17 protein-coding genes and 1 pseudogene are annotated in these 22,994 nt (G+C 68.7%); 4 read left to right on the forward strand and 14 right to left on the reverse strand.

What is annotated here, in order from left to right:
- Positions 1–12: 12 nt before the first annotated feature.
- The 5 genes from G554_RS14665 to G554_RS0104555 all read right to left on the reverse strand — a co-directional run bounded on the left by G554_RS14665 (position 13) and on the right by G554_RS0104555 (position 6,306).
- Positions 13–2,067 carry an ABC transporter ATP-binding protein gene (locus tag G554_RS14665; protein WP_051232429.1) on the reverse strand — a complete coding sequence of 685 codons (2,055 nt, stop codon included), beginning with the start codon at positions 2,065–2,067 and terminating at the stop codon, positions 13–15.
- Positions 2,064–3,827 carry an ABC transporter ATP-binding protein gene (locus tag G554_RS0104540; RefSeq protein ID WP_027586983.1) on the reverse strand — a complete coding sequence of 588 codons (1,764 nt, stop codon included), beginning with the start codon at positions 3,825–3,827 and terminating at the stop codon, positions 2,064–2,066. The genes G554_RS14665 and G554_RS0104540 overlap by 4 nt, the downstream gene beginning before the upstream one ends.
- Positions 3,818–4,762, reverse strand: coding sequence for a TetR/AcrR family transcriptional regulator (locus tag G554_RS18500; RefSeq protein ID WP_051232431.1), 945 nt, complete (start codon positions 4,760–4,762; stop codon positions 3,818–3,820). Before G554_RS18500 ends, G554_RS0104540 begins: the two co-directional genes overlap by 10 nt.
- Before the next feature lie 172 nt (positions 4,763–4,934).
- Complete coding sequence (locus G554_RS14675; protein ID WP_245569941.1) at positions 4,935–5,813, reverse strand: amino acid kinase family protein; 879 nt, start codon at positions 5,811–5,813, stop codon at positions 4,935–4,937.
- 100 nt (positions 5,814–5,913) lie between these two features.
- Positions 5,914–6,306, reverse strand: a complete 393-nt coding sequence (locus tag G554_RS0104555; protein WP_084648310.1) for a heavy metal-binding domain-containing protein — start codon at positions 6,304–6,306, stop codon at positions 5,914–5,916.
- A gap of 350 nt (positions 6,307–6,656) precedes the next feature.
- Here G554_RS0104555 and lysS point away from each other — a divergent pair, with 350 nt between their 5' ends.
- Complete coding sequence (gene lysS, locus G554_RS0104560; RefSeq protein WP_027586985.1) at positions 6,657–8,144, forward strand: lysine--tRNA ligase; 1,488 nt, start codon at positions 6,657–6,659, stop codon at positions 8,142–8,144.
- A 504-nt stretch (positions 8,145–8,648) separates the two neighbouring features.
- On the opposite strand, the gene G554_RS18640 is transcribed toward lysS, so the two are convergent.
- Positions 8,649–9,029 (reverse strand): cell division protein CrgA, encoded by a 381-nt coding sequence (locus G554_RS18640; protein ID WP_027586986.1) that lies wholly within the window; start codon positions 9,027–9,029, stop codon positions 8,649–8,651.
- A 496-nt stretch (positions 9,030–9,525) separates the two neighbouring features.
- Here G554_RS18640 and G554_RS0104570 point away from each other — a divergent pair, with 496 nt between their 5' ends.
- Positions 9,526–10,212, forward strand: a complete 687-nt coding sequence (locus G554_RS0104570; protein WP_036924634.1) for a DUF881 domain-containing protein — start codon at positions 9,526–9,528, stop codon at positions 10,210–10,212.
- 301 nt (positions 10,213–10,513) lie between these two features.
- On the forward strand, positions 10,514–11,152 hold the full coding sequence (locus G554_RS0104575; RefSeq protein WP_027586988.1) for an anthranilate synthase component II: 639 nt from the start codon (positions 10,514–10,516) through the stop codon (positions 11,150–11,152).
- A 242-nt stretch (positions 11,153–11,394) separates the two neighbouring features.
- On the opposite strand, the gene pknB is transcribed toward G554_RS0104575, so the two are convergent.
- The 8 genes and pseudogenes from pknB to rfbB form a co-directional block, all read right to left on the reverse strand.
- Positions 11,395–13,209, reverse strand: a complete 1,815-nt coding sequence (pknB, locus tag G554_RS17125; protein ID WP_051232433.1) for a Stk1 family PASTA domain-containing Ser/Thr kinase — start codon at positions 13,207–13,209, stop codon at positions 11,395–11,397.
- A 115-nt stretch (positions 13,210–13,324) separates the two neighbouring features.
- Complete coding sequence (locus tag G554_RS0104585) at positions 13,325–14,755, reverse strand: peptidoglycan D,D-transpeptidase FtsI family protein (RefSeq protein ID WP_027586989.1); 1,431 nt, start codon at positions 14,753–14,755, stop codon at positions 13,325–13,327.
- Positions 14,756–14,925: 170 nt separating this feature from the next.
- Positions 14,926–16,317: pseudogene (locus tag G554_RS14685) on the reverse strand (FtsW/RodA/SpoVE family cell cycle protein); the annotation flags it as partial.
- 11 nt (positions 16,318–16,328) lie between these two features.
- Positions 16,329–17,909 carry a protein phosphatase 2C domain-containing protein gene (locus G554_RS0104595; RefSeq protein ID WP_027586990.1) on the reverse strand — a complete coding sequence of 527 codons (1,581 nt, stop codon included), beginning with the start codon at positions 17,907–17,909 and terminating at the stop codon, positions 16,329–16,331.
- Between the two features lie 2 nt (positions 17,910–17,911).
- Positions 17,912–18,412, reverse strand: a complete 501-nt coding sequence (locus G554_RS0104600; protein WP_027586991.1) for an FHA domain-containing protein FhaB/FipA — start codon at positions 18,410–18,412, stop codon at positions 17,912–17,914.
- A gap of 1 nt (position 18,413) precedes the next feature.
- The gene (locus tag G554_RS0104605; RefSeq protein ID WP_027586992.1) at positions 18,414–19,112 is read right to left on the reverse strand and encodes an FHA domain-containing protein; all 699 of its coding nucleotides are present in this window, start codon (positions 19,110–19,112) and stop codon (positions 18,414–18,416) included.
- Between the two features lie 164 nt (positions 19,113–19,276).
- Positions 19,277–20,737, reverse strand: a complete 1,461-nt coding sequence (locus G554_RS0104610; protein WP_051232449.1) for a sugar nucleotide-binding protein — start codon at positions 20,735–20,737, stop codon at positions 19,277–19,279.
- A gap of 2 nt (positions 20,738–20,739) precedes the next feature.
- Positions 20,740–21,738 carry a dTDP-glucose 4,6-dehydratase gene (gene rfbB, locus G554_RS0104615; protein ID WP_027586994.1) on the reverse strand — a complete coding sequence of 333 codons (999 nt, stop codon included), beginning with the start codon at positions 21,736–21,738 and terminating at the stop codon, positions 20,740–20,742.
- A gap of 103 nt (positions 21,739–21,841) precedes the next feature.
- On the opposite strand from rfbB, the gene rfbA reads away from it, so the two are divergent.
- Positions 21,842–22,714 carry a glucose-1-phosphate thymidylyltransferase RfbA gene (rfbA, locus tag G554_RS0104620; protein WP_027586995.1) on the forward strand — a complete coding sequence of 291 codons (873 nt, stop codon included), beginning with the start codon at positions 21,842–21,844 and terminating at the stop codon, positions 22,712–22,714.
- The last annotated feature ends 280 nt before the right edge of the window (positions 22,715–22,994 follow it).

Genomic DNA, 22,994 nt, shown 5'->3' on the forward strand with positions numbered 1-22,994 from the left:
CCTGCGCAGAGGCTACCGGCTCGGCACCGCACCGGCGTCGACGGCGTCATCCCCCTCGATAGCGGCGTTGAACTGGGACTGGTAGAGGTCGTAGTAGACCCCGCGCGCGGCCAGTAGCTCGGAGTGGGAGCCCTGCTCGACGATCGAGCCGTGCTCCATCACCAGGATGAGATCGGCGTCCCGGATGGTGGAGAGCCGGTGGGCGATGACGAAGCTGGTCCGCCCCGAGCGCAGGTTGTTCATCGCCTGCTGGACCAGCACCTCGGTGCGGGTGTCGACCGAACTGGTCGCCTCGTCGAGGATCAGCAGATCGGGGGCGGCCAGGAAGGCCCGGGCGATGGTGATGAGCTGCTTCTCGCCGACCGAGACGTTCGACCCCTCCTCGTCGATGACGGTGTCGTAGCCATCGGGCAGGGAGTGCACGAAACGGTCCACATAGGCCGCCTTGGCCGCCGCCACGATCTCGGCCTCGTCGGCATCGGGGCGTCCGTAGGCGATGTTGTCGCGGATCGTCCCGGAGAACAGCCAGGTGTCCTGGAGCACCATCGAGATCCGCGATCTCAGCTCGGCCCGCGGCACGTCGCGGATGTCGACACCGTCCAGGGTGATCCGCCCCGAGTCGATCTCGTAGAACCGCATCAGGAGGTTCACCAGGGTCGTCTTGCCGGCCCCGGTCGGCCCGACGATCGCCACCGTCTGGCCGGGTTCGGCGACCAGCGACAGGTCGGTGATGAGCGGGGAATCCGGGTCGTAGGAGAAGCCCACGTGCTCGAAGGCCACCCGTCCCGCGGTCGGGGGCAGGACGCCGTCGGACTCGGGGGACAGCTCCGAGGCGTCGAAGACCTCGAAGACCCGCTCGGCCGAGGCGACCCCGGACTGCAGCAGATTGGCCATCGAGGCGATCTGGGTGATCGGCTGGGTGAACATTCTCGAGTACTGGATGAAGGCCTGGACGTCGCCCAGCGGCAGCTGTCCGGCGGCCACCTTGAGGCAGCCCACCAGGACCACCACGGCGTAGTTGATATTGCCGATGAGGAACATCACCGGCTGGATCATCCCGGAGATGAACTGGGCCCTGAAGCTGGCCTGGTAGAGCTCCTCGTTGCGGTCGTGGAAGGACTCCGCGACGGCCTGCTGACGCCCGAAGACCTTGACCAGGGAATGGCCCGAGTAGGCCTCCTCGACCTCGGAGTTGAGTTCTCCGGTGGACTTCCAGACGTGGGCGAACTGCACCTGGGAGCGCTTGCCGATCACCCCGGCGACCACCCCGGCGACCGGGATGACGACGATGCTGATCACCGCGAGCAGCGGCGAGACCCAGAACATCATCACGACCACGCCGATCACCATCAGCGCCGAGTTGAGCAACTGCTGGAGGGTCTGCTGGAGGGTCTGGGAGATGTTGTCGATGTCATTGGACATCCGGCTCATCAGCTCACCGTGCGGCTGGCCGTCGAAATAGCTCAACGGCAGCCGGGCCAGCTTCGCGGAGAAGTTCTGGCGCAGCCGGTAGATGGCGTGCTGGACGGCGGTGTTGAGGAGGTATCCCTGCAGGAAGCCGAGGATCGCCGAGACCGCGTAGAGGGCCACCGCGAGCAGCACCACCAGGCCGAGTGCGTGGAAGTCGATCCCCCGGCCGGCGACGACGTCGCGGTACTGGTTGAGCACGTCGACGAATTTGGCCATCCCCTGGCCCGACTGGTCGCTGGAGCGCAGCAGGGAGATCAGCTGGTCGGCATTCATGCCATCGGCCTGGGGGATCCGCGAGCCGATCTGGCGTCCGATCACCCCGGTGAAGATGATGTCGGTGGCCCTGCCGAGGACCTTGGGGCCGATCACTGACAGGCCGACCGAGATCGCCGCGATGACCACCACGACGCTCAGCAGCACCTTCGAGATCCCCAGTTCCCGCAGCAGCCGCCGCAGCGAGGGGCCGAAGTTGACCGCCTTCTCTGCGACCCGGCCGCCGCCCATCGGGCCATGTCCGGCACCGCTGCGGGAGGACTCCCGGGCGATCTTGGCATGCTCCTGGGCCGAGAGGGTCTTGGTTCCGGTGTTCTCGCTCATGCCGCCTCCTCTGCTGACAGCTGCGAATTGACGATCTCGAGGTAGGTGGGGCAGCTGTCCAGGAGTTCCTGGTGGGTGCCGCGCCCGACCAGCCGGCCGCCCTCGATGACCAGGATCTGGTCGGCATTGCGGATGGTGGAGACGCGTTGGGCGACGATGAGCATCGCGCTGTCCCCGCCCCCTGCGGCGTCCTGCCCGCGACCCGACAGGGCCGCCGAGAGAGCGGCCCGCAGCCGGGCGTCGGTACCGACGTCCAGGGCCGAGAAGGAGTCATCGAAGACGTAGATGTCGGGCTTCTTGACCAGTGCCCGGGCGATCGACAGCCGCTGACGCTGGCCGCCGGAGACATTCGTGCCGCCCTGGGCGATCGGGGACTCCAGGCCCTCGGGCATCCGGGAGACGAAGTCGGCGGCCTGGGCGATCCTGAGGGCCTCCCACAGTTCCTCATCGGTGGCCTCGGGGCGGCCCTGGCGCAGATTGGAGGCCACCGTCCCGCTGAACAGATAGGACTTCTGCGGAACCAGCCCGATCGCCGACCAGAGGGTCTCGGGGTCGACCTGTGCGACGTCGACCCCGTCGACCAGCACCTGGCCGGCGGTGACGTCGACCAGCCGCGGAATGAGGTTCACCAGGGTGGTCTTGCCGGCTCCGGTCGATCCGATGATCGCCGTGGTGGTGCCCGGGTCCACCGAGAAGGAGATTCCCGAGAGCACCGGATCGTCGGCCCCCGGAAAGGCGAAGGAGACGTCGCGGAACTCCAGATGGCCACGCTGCGGCAGCCGGCGAACCGGGTCGGAGGGAGTCTTGACGCTGGAGCGGGTGGCCAGCACCTCGCTGATCCGGGTGGCGCAGACCGAGGCCCGCGGCCACATGATGATCATCATGGTGGCCATCATCACCGAGAACAGGATCTGGATGAGGTAGGTGGTGAAGGCCGTCAGGGAGCCGATCTGGAGGCGACCGTCGTCGATGCGCGGGGCGGCGAACCAGAAGACGCCGATCTGGGAGAGGTTCATCACCAGCATCACGATCGGGAACATCGCCGCCATCAACCGGCCGACCGCGACCTGGATCCTGAGCAGCTGGGAGTTGGTGGCGTCGAACCGGCGGGCCTCATAGGGCTCGCGGACGAAGGCGCGCACCACCCGGATGCCGGTGATCTGCTCGCGGGTGACGCGGTTGAGGTCGTCGATGCGCTTCTGGAGCCGGCCGAACAGTGGGCCCATGTTGGCCACGATGATGCCGATGCACACTCCCAGCAGCAGCACGGCGGCCACGATGATCCACGACAGCCAGACATTGGCGCGCAGCGCCATGATGATGCCGACCACCATCGTGATCGGGGCGCCCACGATGATCGCCAGGGTCATGAAGACCAGCATCTGCACCTGTTGGACGTCGTTGGTGGTGCGGGTGATGAGCGAGGGGGCGCCGAACTGGTTGACCTCGCGGGCGGAGAAGGACAGTGTCCGGCTGAACACCGCGTCGCGGATGTCGCGGCCCATTCCCATCGCGGTGAGGGCGGCGAAGTAGACCGCCACGACCTGGCAGATCGCCTGGCCTGCGGCGACCGCCAGCATCAGCGCCGAGCGCGACTTCACGTAGCCGGTGTCCAGGGCGACGACGCCGTTGTCGATGATGTCGGCGTTGATGGTCGGCAGCGTGAGGGCGGCGACCTGGGCGCCGGCCTGGAGGAGGAGGATGACGATCAGCTGGGGCCAGTATCGCCGAAGGTGGTGGCTGACGAGACTCACGAGCACGGCGACTCCTGGAGTGGGGTGGGGAGGGAGGATGGGGTTTCGGGCGTCGAGGACTGGGGGGACGCCGCAGGGCTGCTGCCCGGCGGCATCGGCCCGGTCGACTCGGTGGTCGGGGTCGACTCGGTGGTCGGGGCCGACTCGGCTGATTCAGTTGTCGGGGTCGACCCGGTGGTCGGGGCCGACTCGGCCGGCTCGGTGGCGATCCCGTTGAGCAGGATGTCGGTGAGCTCGGCGGGGGAGAACTGGTGGGCGGAGCCGGCGAACGGCCGGTTGGTGGTGGTCACCGCCGACACCAGCAGGGTGCAGGCCTGGTCGGTGGGGATCCGCAGCCGATCGGCGTAGGGCTCCAGAAGATCCTTGAGGCAGGCCGTCACGGCGGCGAACCAGGTGCGGATGCCGCTGCGCGGGTCCTCGGGATGGTGTCCCTGATGGCGGTCATGGCGGGGGCCGCCGAGATCACCCTCGGCTCCCGGGCCGGCGTCGGCCTCCGACAGGTCGTCGCGGCCCGCAGTGCCGGCCTGCGACCCAACCGCCCGGCGTCCACCATCGTCCGGGCCCCGGCGGGATCCGGCGTCGCGGCCGCCGGAGTGCAGATGGTGGGGATGGACGGCCGTCATCACTGCGGTGATGGTGCCCAGATCCGAGGCCATCAGCTCCAGGGCCCGCTCGACCCGCTGGGCCAGTTCGAGGTCGCCGGGCAGTGCCCTGATCCTGGCGCACAGGTCGGCCGGATCGAAGACGTCGTCGACGACGGCCCACAGCAGTTCGTCCTTGGAGTCGAAGTGCCGGAAGATCGTGCCCTCGGCGATGCCTGCCGCCTCGGCCACCTGGCGGATGGTGAAGGTGACCTTGGTGCTGATGAGCAGCTGCCGGGCCGCCGCGATGATGGAGGCCCGGCGCTGACCTGGGGGCATCGGCCGGGCGCGCGGAGACATGCCGAGAAGAATATGTGAGTGAGCACTCACTCACAAGTCGGCGTCTCCCCAGCCGGCGTCATCTCATCCTGCCTCATCTCACGATGGTGGTGCCCGCACTGCCGTCCAGCAGCCTCCCCAGGTCCGACAGTCGCCCGATGACCGCCCGGCCGTCGTGCTTGCGGACGTAGTCTCAGCCGGCCTTGACCTTGGGTCCCATCGACCCGGCCGCGAAGTCCATCCTCTCCAGCTCGGCGACGGTGGCCACTTCCAGCGGCCGGGCCCGGGGGGTGCCCCAGTCGACCATCACGGCGTCGGCGTCGGTGGCCAGCACCAGCACGTCGGCCCTGAGCTCGGAGGCGAACAGCGCCGAGCTGGCGTCCTTGTCGAGGACCGCCTCCACCCCGATGTAGCTGCCCCGGGCGTCCCGGGCGATCGGGATGCCTCCGCCGCCGGTGCAGATGACGATGTGGCCGGCGGCCAGCAGCTGCTTGGTGGAGTCCACCTGGATGATCCTTCGCGGCTGCGGGCTGGGGACCACCCGCCGCGGCGAGCCACCGTCATCGGCGAAGGTCCAGCCGTGCTCGGCGGCCAGCTTCGCGGCCTCCTGAGGGGTGTAGATCGGCCCGACGAACTTGGTCGGGTGCTGGAAGGCCGGGTCCTCCAGGGAGACCTCGGCCAGGGTGAGGACGGTGGTGACCAGCCGTTGCCCGGCTCCGCTGCGGACCGGCACCCCTGCGCGGCGGGCCTGGGCCCGCTGCTGCTTGGTCAGCGACCTCGCCCGCCGGGTCATCTCGTTGCGCAACTCGGTCTCGATGAGGTAGCCGATCATTCCCTGGGTCTCGGCGCCCAGCACGTCCAGCGGCAACGGCTGATGGCCCTCAGGGCCGCGCTGCAGGGCGAGCATCCCGACCTGGGGACCGTTGCCGTGCGTGATGACCAGCTGATGGTCGACCGCGGCGTCCAGCAGCGGCCCGCAGGCCTTGCGGATCTCGGCGCGCTGGTCGGCGACGGTGTTGGGCCGCCCGCGCGGGGCGATGGCGTTGCCGCCGACGCCAAAGACGATTCTCATCGGTGATCTCCCTGGCCGGTGGTGTTGTGGAAAGGAGGGGTCGGACGCCGCGGAGCCTGACTTCCCCGGCGTCAGGCAGGCCCGGGCCGCGGGCCTGCCCTCAGCTCAGGGTGACCGCCGTCCCGTAGGCGCACACCTCGGAGGCGCCGTCGCTGATCGCCGAGGTGTCGAACCTCAGCCCCAGGACGGCGTCGGCGCCGGCCTGCTGGGCCAGCCCCACCATCGCGTCGACGGCGTCCTGCCGTGTCACCGCGAGGATGTCGGACAGATCAGCGCGAGGGCTGAGCTCCCGAGACCGGGTGACGCAGCCCGACACGGCACCCAGTACCGTGCCGATGGTCCGGCCCGGGAAGGCCTCCAGGGTGAGCACGGGAATGCCGTGGTGCGGGAAACCGGCGGTGATGCGAGGGGGCTCGGGAAGGGGGATCGGCGGCACCGGTGCTGGCGGAGGACGCCAGCCGGGCGGCGGCCCAACAGGTGGGGATGACGTCATGGCCCGATGCTAGTTCGGCCGCGTCCTGCCTGAGGCGAGCTGCGTCTCGACCTCCCGGTATCCCGCCGGAATCTCGCCGCCAGACCCTCGACAGCTGTCGGACCCTTGACCGGCCACCCCGCCCGGACCCCGGACACCCAGACGCCGACACCACCCAGCCCCGCGAACTGCGGGCCCCGACAGCTGCCAGCCCCCGAGATCCGAGCGGCCCCCGATAGACTGGGCCGGTGAGTCAGCATCGAAACGAAGGCCGTCAGCCCCTCCCCACCACTGGATCCCAGACCCAGGGCGCCACGGCCCAGGCCAAGCCCGGCGATCCCGAGGACCAGGCCCCTGACGTCTCCGAGCAGATGCAGGTCCGGCTCGCCAAGCGCTCCCGGATCCTGGCCGACGGCGGCCAGCCCTACCCGGTCGACCTGACCCGCGACCACACCGTCCCCCAGATCAAGGCCGCCTACACCGGCCCCGATGGCGAGCCCACCCTGGAGCCCGGCCAGGAGACGGAGGACGTCGTCACCATCGGTGGCCGCGTCGTCTTCGTCCGCAACACCGGCAAGCTGTGCTTCGCCTCCCTCCAGGACGGCTTCACCGAGACCTCCAACGGCGAGCGTCTCCAGGTGATGGTGTCCAAGGCCGAGGTCGGTGCCGAGGCCCTCGCACAGTGGAAGGCCGACGTCGACCTGGGCGACTTCGTCTGGATCCGCGGCCGTGTGGTCCGCTCCCGCCGTGGCGAGCTGAGCGTGATGGCCTCCCAGTGGCGAATGGCGTCCAAGGCCCTTCGTCCGCTGCCCAACCTTCACACCGAGCTGTCGGAGGAGTCCCGGGTGCGGCGCCGCTACGCCGACCTGGTCGTCCGCGAGGAGTCCCGCACCATGGTGCGCACCCGCGCCGCGATCACCCGCGCGATCCGCACCGCCCTGGACTCCGACGGCTTCCTCGAGGTCGAGACGCCGACTCTCCAGTTGGTGCACGGCGGGGCGGCGGCCCGGCCCTTCAACACCCATCTCAACGCCTTCGACATCGACATGAGCCTTCGGATCGCCCTGGAGCTCTACCTCAAGCGGGCGATGGTCGGCGGGGTCGACCGCGTCTACGAGATGGGGCGGGTGTTCCGCAATGAGGGCATCGACTCCTCCCACTCGGCGGAGTTCTCGATGCTGGAGGCCTACATGAGCTGGGGCAACCAGTTCACCATCGCCGAGGTGATCAAGAAGATCATCCTCACCGCCGCCGATGCGGTCGGCATCCATCAGATCGAGACGCCGTCGGGGGTCATCGACCTGGACGGGCAGTGGCGCTGGGTCAAGGTCTATCCCGGCCTGAGTGAGGCTCTGGGTGAGGAGATCACCTTGGAGACGCCGGTCGAGCGGCTCCGTGAGATCGCTGCGGATCGCGGGGTGGCCATCGACCCCAAGTTCGAGGCCGGCAAGATCGTCATGGAGCTGTTCGGGGAGATCGTCGAGCCGACCCTGCTGCAGCCCACATTCGTCTGCGACTACCCGGCGATCGCCCAGCCGCTGGCCCGGCCGCACCGTGACGACCCGCGGATGGTGGAGGCCTGGGACCTCATCATCGGCGGGATGGAGCGCGGCACCGGATTCTCCGAACTGGTCGACCCGGTGATCCAGCGTCGGGTGCTCACCGAGCAGTCGCTGGCCGCAGCTGCCGGCGATCCCGAGGCGATGCAGCTCGACGAGGACTTCCTGGAGGCCCTGGAGTTCGGTTGCCCGCCGATGGGCGGTCTGGGTCTGGGAGTCGACCGACTGGTGATGCTGTTCACCAATGCAGGGATTCGCGAGACGATCCTCTTCCCGTTGCTCAAGCCCGAACAGCGTTAGGCCTTTCCCGCTGGGGAGGTCTGAGCGGCGTGGTCTCGGTCGTTGGTGGCTGGTGACGCCTCGGCGGCGCTGGTTTCTGGGGGCGGGTGACGCTCCGGTGACGCTGGTTTCTGGCTCGGCGCTGGGGCGTGGGTGGCGCTGACTTCTGGCTCGGCGCTGACGCCCGGGTGACGCTGGCTTCTGGCTCGGCGCTGGGGCGTGGGCGACGGTGGTGTCTGGTCGCTGGGGGATTGGGCCGCGATCGGGCCCCCAGCCTTCTTGCTCGGCCACTCCCCACCCACGTTCGTCCTCAAATCCGACGTTCGTCCTGGAATTCCAGGACGAACGTCGGATTTGAGGACGAACGTGGACTGCGGTCTTCGTGCGGGTCACGCATCCCATCTGGAGGTGACTGCTTCCAGGGGTGTGGCGGCGAAGGCCCGGCCATGCATCCCGTCTGGACGCGGCTGCTTCCAGAGGGTGGCCGCGGCGAACGGGCCGGCAGTGCATCCCGTCTGGGGGCGACTACTTCCAGAGGGTGGCCACGGCGAAGGCCCCGGCCATGCATCCCATCCCGATGAGGATGTTCCAGTCGCCCAGTGCCGCCATGAAGGGGATGTTCATCCCGGCGATGTAGTAGACCACCAGCCACAGGACGCCGATCACCAGCAGTGGCACGAAGACCCACGGCACCCAGGACCGGTCGACGGCCAGACGACGGTGACGCTCGGCCTTCGCCTCGGCCTTTCGGGCCGCTTCGATGCCCTCTGGGGTGTCGGCCTCGGCCTTCAGCTTCTCCGTCTCGAGCTTCTCGGCTTCGACCTTCTTGACCGCCGGAGCCTTCTTGGCGGGCTTACCCGACGCCTTCTTGGCCTTGGCGGGCTTGCGAACCTTGGACTCGGGCACGATGAACAACTCCTGGGGACGGTGATTGCTGGGACTGGTTGGGGAACCGACGGGACTATCAGATTACCCGGGTAGCCTAGATGAAGCTGTGAGCGGGCTCATACTGGAAGGCCCGCGGACGACTGGGGAGGCGAGGATGGCCGACGAGGACTCTGCATTCCGGCGTCCTGTCGATCCCTCGGACGACTCCCTCAAGACGCCGTCCTCCGGCCAGTCCGGCAGGGAGCGGGATTCAGACAGCGAGCCGGATCCAGGCGACAAGTCCGATCCCAACAGGACGTCGGATTCAGGCAGCAAGCCCGATCCCGACACGAGGCCGGATCCAGGCAGCAAGCCCGAGCAGGACGCAGAGTCGGACTCCGGGGCCGAGCAGATCTCCCGAGTCGACGATTCCGAGGACCTTCTCAGCACGCCCGGCCTCAGAGGGCCGCGACCACGCACCGGGAAGCGCTCCGGGCTGAGGACCAGACTTCGCAAGAGACTCGGCCCCAATCTGATGACGGCAGGCATCCTCGTGCTCTGCGGGTTCATGGTCTCCTGGGCTGCACTGGCCTCCCACGGCTCGGACTTCCGCCCCGAGACCGACGACATGTCCGGTCTGGTCCGCGATCAGGCCAGCCACAACGCCGACCAGGCCAAGCAGGTCGCCGAGCTGCGTGCCAAGGTCGATCAGCTCTCCAAGACCCAGGTCTCCGATCCGACGGTCGCCCGGTCCATCGACGCGCTGTCTCCCCGGGCCGGTCTCACCGCCGTCTCCGGCAATGCCGTGCGGGTCACCCTGGACGACGCCCCGTTGGACGTCAAGGCCGACGGCATCGACGAGAACCTGCTGGTGGTGCACCAGCAGGACATCCAGATGGTCGCCAATGTGCTGTGGGCCGGGGGCGCCGAGGCGATGACCATCCAGGGCCAGCGGATCACCTCGGCCACCGGCATCAAGTGCGTGGGCAACACCGTGGTGCTGCACGGCGTCCCCTACGCCCCGCCCTACCGGATCGAGGCGATCGGCGACGTCGACGCCCTCAACTCGGCCCTGGCCGAGTCCGAGTCGGTGAGGATCTACCGGGAGTACGTCACCGCCTACCGGCTCGGCTGGAAGGTCGAGAACCTCGGCACCGTCACGATGCCGGCCTTCAAGGGCAGCCTCAGCCTCACCCATGCGACGCCGGTCGCCCCGAAGTAGCGGAACCACCGGCGGGTTCGGTCCCTCCGGCCTCTCCTGCCGGCGGGTCCCCTGACGGGCACGAGGACGTTGCTCTGACCGTCACGAGGACGTTGCCCTGACCGTCGCGAGGGCGCTGCCCTGACGGGCACGATGGCGTTCCCGCTGACCGGCGCGATGGCGCTCCGCTGACCGTCGCGATGACGCTGCCCTGACAGGCACGATGACGGTGCACCGCCAGCCGCCAGGACACCACCCAGACCGTCCGGTCCCGGCGGTCCACCATCAGGAACTCCCGGCGTCGCATCCTAGACTGGAGCCCATGTCAGCCCGTCGGATCCTGGTCATCGACAACTACGACTCGTTCGTGTGGAACATCGTCTCCTACCTCGGCCAGATCGGCGCCGAGGTCGACGTGCTGCGCAACGACGACCCGGCCTTCGCGACCCCCGGCTGGCACCGGCGCTACGACGGCGTGCTGCTCTCGCCGGGGCCCGGTCACCCCGATGACGCCGGGGTGTGCATCGATGTGCTGCGCAACCTGTCGGACACCCTTCCCATCTTCGGGGTCTGCCTGGGGATGCAGGCGATGGCGGTGGCCTGGGGAGGACGGGTCGGGCGGGCCCCCGAGCAGCTCCACGGAAAGGTGTCGGTGGTCCGCCACAACGGCACCGGCGTCTTCACCGGGGTGCCCTCACCGCTGACGGTGACCCGTTACCACTCGCTGGCCGCCGACACCCCCTCGCTGCCCGGATGCCTGGAGGTCACCGCGTGGAGCGAGTCGGGCCTCATCATGGCGTTGCGGCACCGCGAGCTGCCGGTCGAGGCGGTCCAGTTCCACCCCGAGTCGGTGCTCAGCGAGCACGGCTTCCAGATCTTCGGCAACTGGCTCGCGATCTGCGGGGATCCGGATGCCCGGGACCGGGCGGCGGGGTTGTCGCCACTGATGTCTGCCAGCTGACAGACGCCGCGAACCCCGACACCGGCCCGCACTGCGCCACGGTTAGGGGCCGGGCTCACGCCCTGTTGCCCCCGCCACTGCGGCACACGGGACGGCACGGTTCGGGGTCGGGCTCACGCCCTGTTGCCGCCGCCGTGCCCGGCCCCAGCTCCGTGTCCGGCACCGGCTCCGCCACCGGTGCCAACCCCACCGGCGCCGGTCGTCGATGTACCGTCGGCCGGACCGCTGGGCTGATCATCTCTTCAAGACGGTGAGTCGGAGCTCGTCCCGGTCTCGGTGCTGGACGAGGTCGGCTGCTCAGTGCTCGTGCTGTCGGTGGGCCCTGACCCGCCGCCGGTAGTGGTCTCGGTGTTGGTGGGCTGCTGAGGCTGGGTGGTCCTGGTGACAGTGGTGGTGGGGGCGGCCGGGACCGCCTGGGCCACCACGATGGTCACGGTGTCCCCGTCGGAGGCCTGCTGGCCCGGGCTCGGGGAGGAGGAGATCACGGTTCCCTCGTCGGAATTGTCGGTCTGCTGGTAGGTGACGTTGATGTCGGTGTCGGCGAAGCCGGCACTCACCAGCGCCTTCCTGGCCTCGGCCTCGGTCATACCGATCAGGTCGGAGGGCACGGTGATCTTCTTGGGACCGTCATTGACGGTGATGGTCACCGTGCTGCCGACCGCCACCGAACGACCGTCAGTGGGATTCTGCGAGATCACCTGGCCGGCCGTGTCGGTGCCCTGACGGACGTGGCTGACCTTGGCCTGCAGACCGGCATTGCGCAGGATCGAACGGGCGCCCTGCTCACTCATCCCGGTCACCGCCGGAACCTGGACCATCGCCGTGGTTCTGGAGGGGGACGGGCTGGGAGCGGGCGAGGAACCGCCCAGGAACTGGTAGGCGAGGTAGCCTCCGGTGCCCAGCGCGGCGATGATGAGCACCACCAGCACCACGATCGGCCAGCGCTTGTGCTTGGGGGCGGCCTCCTCGTCCTCATCGGCTGTGGTCGTCACGGCCCCGCCTGTCACCGGCTGCACACCGGTCACCGGTCGCACCCCGGTCCCGGAGGTCTGGAAGGCGCCGTAGGGATCCACGCCGGTGGAGTCGGCGCCGATCGGGCGGACGACGGTGGGCGCCGTGGCGGCCGCGCCCGTCGGGGAGATCACCTGGGTGGCGGCGTTCGACTCGGTGTCGGCGGAGGCCCCGCCGGGCATCGGGGCCAGCGGGGGCACCCCGGCCAGCACCCGTTCGATGTCGGCGTGCATCTGCATGGCCGTCTGGTAGCGGTCGGCGGGGGCCTTGGCCAGCGCCTTGAGGGTGACGGCGTCCATCGCCGGGGTGATCTCGGGATCCAGCCGCGACGGCGGGGCCGGGATCTCTCGGACATGCTGGTAGGCCACCGAGACGGGGGAGTCGCCGACGAACGGCGGACGCCCGACCAGCAGCTCGTAGAGCAGGCAGCCGGTGGAGTAGATGTCGGCACGGTTGTCGACCTTCTCACCGCGGGCCTGTTCGGGAGACAGGTACTGGGCGGTGCCGATCACCGCCGCGGTCTGGGTCATCGTGGCCGAGGTGTCGGCGACCGCCCGGGCGATGCCGAAGTCCATCACCTTGACCTGGCCGGTATCGGTGAGCATGACATTGGCCGGCTTGATGTCGCGGTGCACGATGCCGGCGGCGTGGGAGTAGCTCAGTGCGTCCAGCACCCCCTCGGTGAACTCGAGGGCCCGTTCCGGAAGGATCTTGCGGTCGTCGCGCAGCACGTCGCGCAGCGTGTGGCCCTCCACCAGCTCCATCACGATGTAGGGCACCGACAGCCCATTGCCGGGGTCCATCGCCTCGCCGGTGTCGTAGACGGCAACGATATTGGGATGGTTCAGCCCGGCCGCGGACTGCGCCTCGCGCTGGAATCGCGCCTGGAAGGTGTCGTCGGAGGCCAGATCGGCGCGCAGCCGCTTGATCGCGACGTCGCGGCCCAGCCGGTGGTCGCGGGCCTTCCAGACCTCGGCCATCCCGCCGCGTCCAATGACACTCAGCAGCTCGTAACGCCCTCCGAGCCAGGTTCCGGCTTCGGTCATCGGGGACCTCCTTCGTCAAAGTCAGTAAGGACGGTGGCCGGGCCGGCCGGCCCGGGCCGGCTTCCAGCAGGGGAATGAATGGGGGAGACGCCGCCGGTCCCGCGTCGCGCGATGTTCATCTCATGGCCTCGATCACGGCCTTGGCGACCGGGCCGGCCAGCGTGCCACCGGCGATCTCGCTGCGGTCGGTGTTGGAGGACTCGATGAACACCGCCACCGCCACATGGGGGTTCTCGGAGAATCCGACGAACCAGGCGTAGGGGGAGGCGTTCTTGGTGGTCTGGGCGGTGCCGGTCTTGCCTCCGACAGTCACCCCGTTGATCTGGGCCGGCGTGCCGGTGCCGTTCTGGACCACCGAGATCATCATCTTCTTGAGGTCCTGGGCGGTCGAGCGGCTGGTGGCCTGGGACAGTGAGGCGTTGTGGTGCTTCCACACCGTCTGCAGGTTGGAGGCGCGCACCGACTGGGTGAGATACGGCGTCATCAACGTGCCATCATTGGCGATCGCCGAGGCGACCATCGCCATCTGCAGGGGGGAGGCCGCCACGTCGTACTGCCCGATCGACGACAGCGCCACCTGGGCCTGGTTCATGTCCCCGGGGAAACGGGATGCGACCACCGGCACATCGGAGTCGAAGGTGCTGTCGAAGCCGAACTTCTTGGCCTGGTCGCGCAACTTGTCCTGGCCCAGCGACATCCCGATCTTGGCGAATGCGGTGTTGCACGAGTTCTCCAGGGCCTTGGTGAGGCTGACGGTGGAGTTGCCGCAGTCGACCTCGTTGCCGAGCCGGTTGGTGGTCTGCGGCAGCACGATCGAGCTCGGCGTGGAGACTTGGCCATCGGGGGTGTAGCGCCCCGACTCCAGGGCGGCCGCGGCGGTCACCAGTTTGAAGGTCGACCCGGGCGGGTAGATCTCCTTGGAGGCCCGGTTGGACATCGGCTGGTTCGAGTTGGCATTGAGCGATTTCCAGGCCTGCTGGGTGGCCGGCAGATCGTGGCTGGCCAGCAGGTTCGGGTTGTAGGAGGGGGAGGTCGCCATCGCCAGGATCGCCCCGGTGGTGTAGTCGATGGCGACCACTCCGCCCTTCTTGCCGGCCAGCCCGTTCCAGGCGGCGTTCTGGGCCTTGGCGTTGACGGTGGTGATCACCGACCCACCCTGGGGCTTGCGGCCCGACAGGGTCCCGGTGACCCGCTGCAGGAACTGGGAGTCGGAGTTGCCGGTGAGCTGGGCGTTCTGGGAGTACTCCAGGGCGGTGCGACCGAAGTAGTACGAGTAGTAACCGGTGATCGGGGCGTACTCGGCCCCCTGCGGGTAGCTCCTCAGGTACTTGAAGTGCCCGTCGGTGGCGGTCGTGCGCGCCACCGCGGTCGATCCGACCAGAATGTCGCCGCGGTTCTGGGAGTACTCGGCGTCACGGACCCGGGTGTTGTGCGGGTCGTTGTTGAGCCCGGGCTGGCGGAACACCGCCGAGTAGGTGAGGTTGAGCAGCAGGGCGAAGGTCATCAGTGCAGCGAACACCGAGACGAATCGGATCGGGCGGTTCATCGTCGATCACCTTCCCCGGCGCTCTCGTCGAGATGGGAGACGCCGTCAGGCCGGCTCTGCACGGCGGTCTGGTTCCCGCTGGCAGAGCCGGGTGATCCGGCAGACCCGGCGGAGCGCGGCGAGGCTCCAGACCCCGCGGATCGTGAGGATCCGGGGATCCCCATCGCATGGCGGGCCGATCCGGTCTCGGACTCCATCAGCGGCGGGTCGCCCCCCTGGTTGGCGGCCAGCTCATCGGCGGGGCGCCGTGCCTGGTGGCTGACCAGCATGAGGATGGCCACCAGCGCCCAGTTCGCCACCTCGGAGGAGCCGCCCTGGCTCATGAACGGCGTCGTCAGTCCGGTCAGCGGCAGCAGCCGGGTGACCCCGCCGATGATCGCGAAGACCTGCAACCCGAAGACGAAGGCCAGCCCGGCGGCCAGCAGTTTGCCGAAGGAGTCCCGGCAGCTCAGCGCGGTGCGCATCCCGCGGGCCACCAGCAGTGCGTAGAGCAGGATGACGGCCATCAGCCCGGTGACCCCGAGCTCCTCGCCGATGCTGGCCGAGATGTAGTCGGAGAACGCCAGCGGAGTGAGGTTGGGCCGGCCCAGCCCCCAGCCGCGCCCCGACAGCCCGCCCCAGGCCATCCCGTACTGGCCGATGATGAGCTGGTAGTTGGTGGCGTAGTCGCCGAACGGGTCCAGCCAGCCGGAGACCCGGTTCTGGACATGGCCGAACAACTTGAAGGCGGCCACTGCGGCCACCCCGAAGAGCACCGCGCCGACCACCACCCAGCCGACTCTCTCGGTGGCGATGTAGAGCATCGCGACGAACAGCCCGAAGAACAGCAGTGCAGTGCCCAGGTCGTTCTGCCACACGATGATCGCCATCGCGGCCCCCCACATCACCAGCAGCGGGCCCAGATCGCGGGCCCGGGGCAGGGTGAGCGGGCCGATCCGGTGGCCGGCCAGTGACAGTACGTCGCGCTTGTCGACCAGATAGGAGCCGAAGGCCAGCACCAGGAGCACCTTGGCCAGTTCGGCGGGCTGGAAGCTGAACGGTCCGACGCCGATCCACAGCCGGGCGCCGTTGATCGAGCGGCCGATGCCGGGCAGCAGGGGCATCAGCATGAGGATCAGTCCGGCCAGGAACAGGATGTAGGGGAAGCGTTGCAGCTTGCGGTGGTCCTTCAGGCCGATGACGATGACGGCCCACAGCACCACTCCGCCCAGGGTCCAGATCGCCTGGCCGGCCATCCGGTGGGCCATCGGGGTGGATCCCAGGTCGATCCGGTGGATCATCGCCAGCCCCAGCCCGTTGAGGGCGAAGACGATCGGCAGCATCATCGGGTCGGCATAGGGGATGAAGATCCGCACGATGATGTGGCAGGCCAGGATCAGGCCGAGCCAGCTGCCGCCGATCACCTTCCAGTCCGGCGGGATCGCACCGGTGGTGTTGATGCCGGTGAGCAGATATCCCGAGTAGCCCAGCCCCCAGGCCAGGATGAGCAGGAAGAGCTCGGCCCAGCGGCGTTTGGAGTGGACGACGATCGTGCCGGGGTTGCCCCCACCGGATACGGCCAGTTCGGAGGCGCTCATGAGCAGTCCTCCTCACTGACCTTGGGCAGCGAGGCGCCCGAGGTCGCAGTGGGGACGGGAGTGGCCGGGGAGGCCGATTCCGAAGCGGTGACTCCGGGGGTCGGCGAGCCGGCGGGGCTCGTCGACGCGCTGGCAGAGCCGGACGGTACGGCCCCGGGACTCGGGGTCGGTGAGGCCGAGGCCGAGGCCCCGGGGGTCGGGCTCGCGGATCCTCCCGGCGTCCCGGTGCTGGGCCGGGCACGCAGCGCGATGCAGCGGTTGGCCCCGCTGCGCAGTTCGGCGACGGTGGCCCGGGCCGAGTCCAGCGAGTCGACCTGGATGGAGCTGTCAACCGCGCTGCGGTAGATGGTGGGCAGGTCGTCGACGCTGATGTTGGTGGCCTCCTGGACCGAGGACAGCTTGACCCACGCCAGGGAGTCGGGGACCCCGCGGAAGATCGCCACCGAGCCGGCCTGCTCCCCGACGTAGAACTGGCGGTCCAGATAGGCCCGCACCGCGAACACCCCGGCGGTGATGGCCACCACCACGATCGCCACGGTGATCACCAGGCCGCGCCAGCGATGCCGCGACTCCGGGTCGATCGGTGCGTAGCGGGCCGACTCCTCGGCCTCGGAGTCGAAGACCAGCGGAGCGTCGTCGTCCAGGCTGGCATGACGCGGCGCTCCTGCCCGGCCGGCGGTCCAGGCGCCGGCCCCGCTGGCCGCCCGAGTGGCTCCGCCGGGGGCCCCGGTCGGGCCGGCCTCGGCGTCGGCCAGGTCCCTGGAGCTGATCGGCAGCGGGGCGGTGACGTCGTGCTCGGGGATGGCGGTGATCGCCGCGGCGCCGATGATCTTGGGCGTCAGGTGCGCCAGCTCCTCGGAGTACTCGACGACCTCGGCGAGCAGCACGGTGACATTGTCGGGGGCGCCGGCGGCATGGGCCTCGGCGATCAGCAGCTCCAGGGCGGTGTCCAGGTCGTTGTCGCGCACGATCTTGCGGATCATCGGGTCGGAGACGAAGCCGCACAGCCCGTCGGAGCAGAACAGGATCCGGTCGCCGAGTTCCACGTCGACCAGCTGGGTGTCGGGGGTGTGCTGGGGCTGGCCGTTGAGCACCTTGAGCAGCAGTGAGCGGTGCGGGTGGACCGCGGCCTGCTCCTCGGTGATCCGGCCCTCGTCGACCAGGGACTGGACCCAGGAGTCGTCGTGGGTCATCCGGCGCAGCTTCCCCGAGCGCATCAGATAGCCCCGGGAGTCGCCGATGTGGACCAGGCCGAGCTGGGCGCCGTCGAACATCGCCCCGCAGAAGGTGGTGCCCATCCCCTCCAGGGAGTGGTCCCAGACGCACAGGTCGGCCAGCTCGTCATTGGCCTCGGAGACCGCCCCGGCCAGCAGGGTGAGCATCTCCTCGCCGGTTCGCGGCGAGTCGACCCGGGCGACCTGCTTGACGGCGACCGTGGAGGCCAGGTCACCGGCCGCGGCACCGCCCATCCCATCGGCCACCACCAGCATGGTGGGGGAGACGTAGCCCGAGTCCTGATTGTTCTTGCGGACCAGACCGATCTCGGAGTGGCTGCGGATGTCCAGTGAGAAGGCCATCGTCACCTCCGGCCGGCGGCCTCGACCGCCATCGTGGTGCGGCCGATCCTCACTTCATCGCCGATGGCCAGCTGGGTGAGCTCCTCGATCCGCTCGCCGTTGACGTAGGTGCCGTTGGTGGACCGCAGGTCCTCGACGAACCAGGCGCCGTCGATCCCCTGGGCGAACTCGGCGTGGTGGGTCGAGGCGTAGTCGTCGTCGATGGGCAGGTTGGAGTCGCCGCCGCGCCCGACCAGGATCCGGTCGGACAGCGGGATGATCTGGCCGGCCCGCGATCCGGAGAGGATGTGCAGCTGGCCGGGAAGCGGCTCGCGCCGGGAACGCTTGCGCCTGCGCCTGCTCGGCGCGGCGTCCCCGGCTCTGACCAGGGAGGCCGGGGTGGCCGTGCGGGGTACCCGGTGACCGAAGATGTCGGTGCGCACCGTGGAGGCGATGAACAGGATGAAGACCCACAGCAACGCCAGGTAGGCGATGCGCAGGACAGCTACCAGAAGTTCGCTCACGTCACATCCCCGCAGGCGAGTGGACGAGCATGCGGGTGGATCCGATCTCGATGCGGGATCCGTCGCGCAGCTCGGTGGTGGTGACCTTGCGGCCGTCGACGGTGACGCCGTTGGTGGAGCCGAGGTCCTCGATGGAGACGCCGACTCCCTCGCCCTTGGGCCAGACGTGGATCTGGGCGTGACGCCGTGAGATGCCCGGATCGTTGATCCGCAGATCCGCCTCGGTTCCTCTGCCGATCACCAGGCCCGGCGGCAGCAGCGGATGGCGGACGCCGTTGACCTCCAGGACCAACGGGGTGCGTCGGATCGCGGTGCGCTCGGACTCCTCGCCGGTCAGTGATCCGCTCTGCACGGTGAATCGGCCGGTGGGGAGGGTGTCGTCGAGTTCGTAGCGGATGTGGATGGGGCCGTTGAAGACGTAGCGGCGCTCGGTGGCGTGGTCGCGCAGGGCCGGGACGATCTCGGCGTTGAGGGTCTTGGTGTAGGGCACCAGGTGCTCGTAGTCGTGGGATGACAGGCCGACCGTGAAGTCGTTGGGGACCAGCTTCTTGTCGCGAGTGAGAATCTGGGCCTCGGAGTCCAGTTCGCGTTGCAGCCGCCCGGCGATCTCGACCGGCTCGACCTCACCGCGGAAGGCCTTCGCGAATACGCCGTTGACGGCTCCCTCGATCGACTTCTCGAACTTGTCGAGTATTCCCACGAGTGCGCCTCCTCTCGACTGCTGCCCGAGAACCCGTTCCTATTACCGCAGGGAGTCTACCGAGCTGGCCTGCGCGGGCCCACAATCACCCCATCGGTGGTGATCACGCGGTTGAGGGTTGGGGGTCTGGTGCCGGTCGGCCGGGCGTTCTCCGGGGCCCCAACCTACAACGTGGCCAGGTATGCCTTCAGTCGTTGGTCCCCGTCGGCGGGCTGGAAGCCGGTCTGCGTGATCCTGGTGAGATCCAGCGTCGAGTGGGTCGGGCGGGGTGCGACGGGCCTTCCGGGGGCCCCGTGTCCGGCCTGCTGGGCGAGGTACTGCGCGGTCGATACCGGGCAGACCGATCCGGCCGCACCGGTCAGCTCGAAGACCCGGGTGGCGATGTCGTACCAGGAGACCGTCGGCCCCTCGCTGGAGATGTTGTAGCTGCCGAACGGGGCGCCGGTCGCCAGCAGGTGGCTGATCGCCGCGGCGATGTCGTCGGAGAAGGTGAGTCTGCCGAACTGGTCGTCCACGACGGTCGGCGAGATCCCGCGGGAGGCCAGCTCGGCCATCGTGGCGACGAAGTTGTGGCCGTGGCCGACCACCCAGGAGGTGCGCAGGATGTAGTGCCTGTCCCAGCTGGAGACCAGCTCGTCGGCGGCGGCCTTGGTGGTGCCGTAGACCCCCATCGGGGAGAACTCCTCGTCCTCGGTGTGGACCTCGCGGGTGCCGTCGAAGACGTAGTCGGAGGAGATGTGCACCAGGGTGATCCGGTGGCGGCGGGCCACCTCGACCAGGTGTCGCACCGCCGTGACATTGACCGCCCAGGCGGTGGCCCGGTTCTCGGGCGCCTCGGCGGCGTCGACGGCGGTGAAGGCGGCGGCATTGATGAGGGTGTCGACGCCGTCCCAGTCGTAGCCGTCGATGGTCTCGGGGCGGGTCAGGTCGATGGTGTCGCGGCCGAGGAACTCGGCGTTGCCGGTGGTGGTGGCCAGCAGCGCCTCCAGGGACTGACCGAGCTGGCCGGAGGCCCCCAGGACGACGGTCCGGGCCGGCTTGAACGGCGTCACCTCGGCCAGCAGCGGATGGTGCAGGTCGGCCTCGGAGCGCTCGGCTCGTGCCAGCGGAATCGGCCAGTCGACGCCGATCTCCGGGTCGGCGAGATTGGCGAAGGTGTAGGAGGACTTGGCCGCCGGCGACCAGTGCTCGTTGACCAGGTAGGTGTAGGTGGTGCCGTCCTCCAGGGCCTGGTAGCCGTTGCCGACCCCGCGTGGCACGAAGACCGCGGTCTGCGGTCCCATCTCCACGGTGACGACCCGCCCGAAGGAGTCCCCCTCGCGCAGGTCGACCCAGGCTCCCAGGATCCTGCCGCAGGCCACCGAGACCAGCTTGTCCCAGGGTTCGGCGTGGAACCCCCGGGTGGCACCGGCCGAGGCATTGAAGGACATGTTGTTCTGCACCGGGGCGAAGTCCGGCAGGCCCAGGGCCACCATCTTGGCGCGCTGCCAGTTCTCCTTGAACCAGCCCCGGTTGTCGCGGTGCAGCGGCAGGTGGAGGACCAGCAGACCGGGGATCGGCGTCTCCTCGATGGAGAGTTCGTCGGGCCGGCTGGACGTCGCGGCGTCTGTCCCCCGGGTGCTCACGATCACTGGCCTTTCACCGCGTACTTGGCCTCGGTGGCCTGTTTTATCGGGCGCCACCAGGACTCGTGGCCCCGGTACCAGTCGATGGTGTGGGCCAGACCGTCGTGGAAGTTCGTGAACCGCGGCTCCCAGCCGAGCTCGGTGCGCAGCTTGGTGGAGTCGATGGCGTAGCGCAGGTCGTGGCCGGGGCGGTCGTTGACGTGGTCGTAGGCGTCGGCGGGCTGGCCCATCAGCTCCAGGATCAGCTCGATGACGTCCTTGTTGTTCTTCTCCCCGTCGGCACCGATCAGATAGGTCTGGCCGGGGCGGCCGGACTCGAGGATGGTCCAGACCGCGGAGTTGTGGTCGTCGACGTGGATCCAGTCGCGGACGTTGAGACCGGCGCCGTAGAGCTTGGGGCGGATGCCGTCGATGACATTGGTGATCTGGCGGGGGATGAACTTCTCGACGTGCTGACGCGGCCCGTAGTTGTTGGAGCAGTTGGAGATCGTCGCCTCCACCCCGAAGGACCGGACCCAGGCGCGGACCAGCATGTCGGAGGCCGCCTTGGAGGAGGAGTACGGCGAGGACGGGTTGTAACGGGTGGTGGGAGTGAACTTCGCCGGGTCGTCGAGTTCCAGGTCCCCGTAGACCTCGTCGGTGGAGATGTGATGCAGTCGGGTGTGATGGCGCCGCACCGCTTGGAGGAGGGTGTAGGTGCCGACGATATTGGTGTCGATGAAGGGGGAGGGATCCTCCAGCGAGTTGTCGTTGTGCGACTCGGCAGCGAAATGCACGACGGCATCGCAGCGGGCCACCAGTTCGTCGACCAGATCGGCGTCGCAGACCGAGCCGCGGACCAGCTGGAATCGGTCCCCCGGAAGGCCCTCCAGGGAGGACTCGTTGGCGGCGTAGGTCATGGCGTCGAGGACGGTGACGCTGGCATCGGTGTGGTCGATCACCCAATGGGTGAAGTTGCTTCCGATGAATCCGGCGCCGCCAGTGACGAGAAGTGTGGACACGTCGGGCAGTTTAGGGGATTGTCGTGCAATGGGGGCGGCCGGTTCACCGGTATTGCGCGCCTCCGCGGTGGGAAGGGCATTGCAACTCTGCCATGATGTCCCCATGCGAGGCATCATTCTGGCCGGCGGAACGGGTTCACGGCTGCATCCGATCACCTTGGGCACCAGTAAGCAGCTGGTTCCGGTCTACGACAAGCCGATGATTTATTACCCCTTGACGACGCTGATCTTTGCCGGCGTCCAGGACGTTCTGGTGATCACCACGCCGCATGAGGCCGAGGCTTTCCATCGGTTGCTGGGCGATGGTTCGCAGTTCGGGATTCGCATCGAGTTCGCAGTGCAGGCCGAGCCGAAGGGTCTGGCCCAGGCCTTCACCATCGGGGCGGACTTCGTCGGGGAGGGCCCTAGCTGTCTGGTGCTGGGCGACAACATCTTCTCCGGGCCGGGCCTTGGCGCGAAGTTGGCCGGGACCGTCGAGGGTTTGGACGGCGCTCTGGTCTTCGGATACCAGGTGGCCGATCCACGGTCCTACGGCGTCGTGGAGGTGGACGACGACGGGCTTGCGGTCTCGATCGAGGAGAAGCCGACCGAACCGAAATCACACTGGGCGGTGCCCGGGTTGTACTTCTACGACTCCGACGTGGTGGCGATCGCCAAGGATCTCAAGCCGTCGGCGCGTGGCGAGTACGAGATCACCGACGTCAACCGGGTCTACATGGAGCAGCACCGGCTGCATGTCTCGCTGCTGCCGCGCGGCACGGCATGGCTGGACACCGGAACCTTCGACTCCCTCAACGACGCCAGCGACTACGTGCGGACCATTCAGGCCAGGCAGGGTCTTCAGGTCGGCTGCCCGGAGGAGGCCGCCTGGCGGCGTGGGTTCCTCAGCGACGACGAGCTGCTGGAGCGGGCGGTGCGGTTCCAGAAGTCCGGTTACGGCGCCTACCTCAAGGCTCTGGTGACGACTTTGGGGTGAGCGGGCGGTGTGGTCGCGGGAGTCGGGTTGCGGTGCCTGTCTTGAGCCTCTGGTGACGACTTTGGGGTGAGCGGGCGGTGTGGTCGCGGGAGTCGGGTTACGGCGCCTGTCTCGAGGCGCTGCTGACCACTCTGGGGTGGACTGGCGGCCGGTCGGATGGGCCGTGCGGTTGCGGTGTGGTGCTGGTCGGTTCTGGTGGGGTTTTGCTGGTGCTCGCGTCCCGCCTTCGTTCTGGTCTGGTTCGGCGGGGTCTGGACTTCGGCTCGACGGAGACGGGTGG

The sequence above is a fragment of the Acidipropionibacterium thoenii DSM 20276 genome, from assembly GCF_000423445.1.
Lineage (GTDB): Bacteria > Actinomycetota > Actinomycetes > Propionibacteriales > Propionibacteriaceae > Acidipropionibacterium > Acidipropionibacterium thoenii.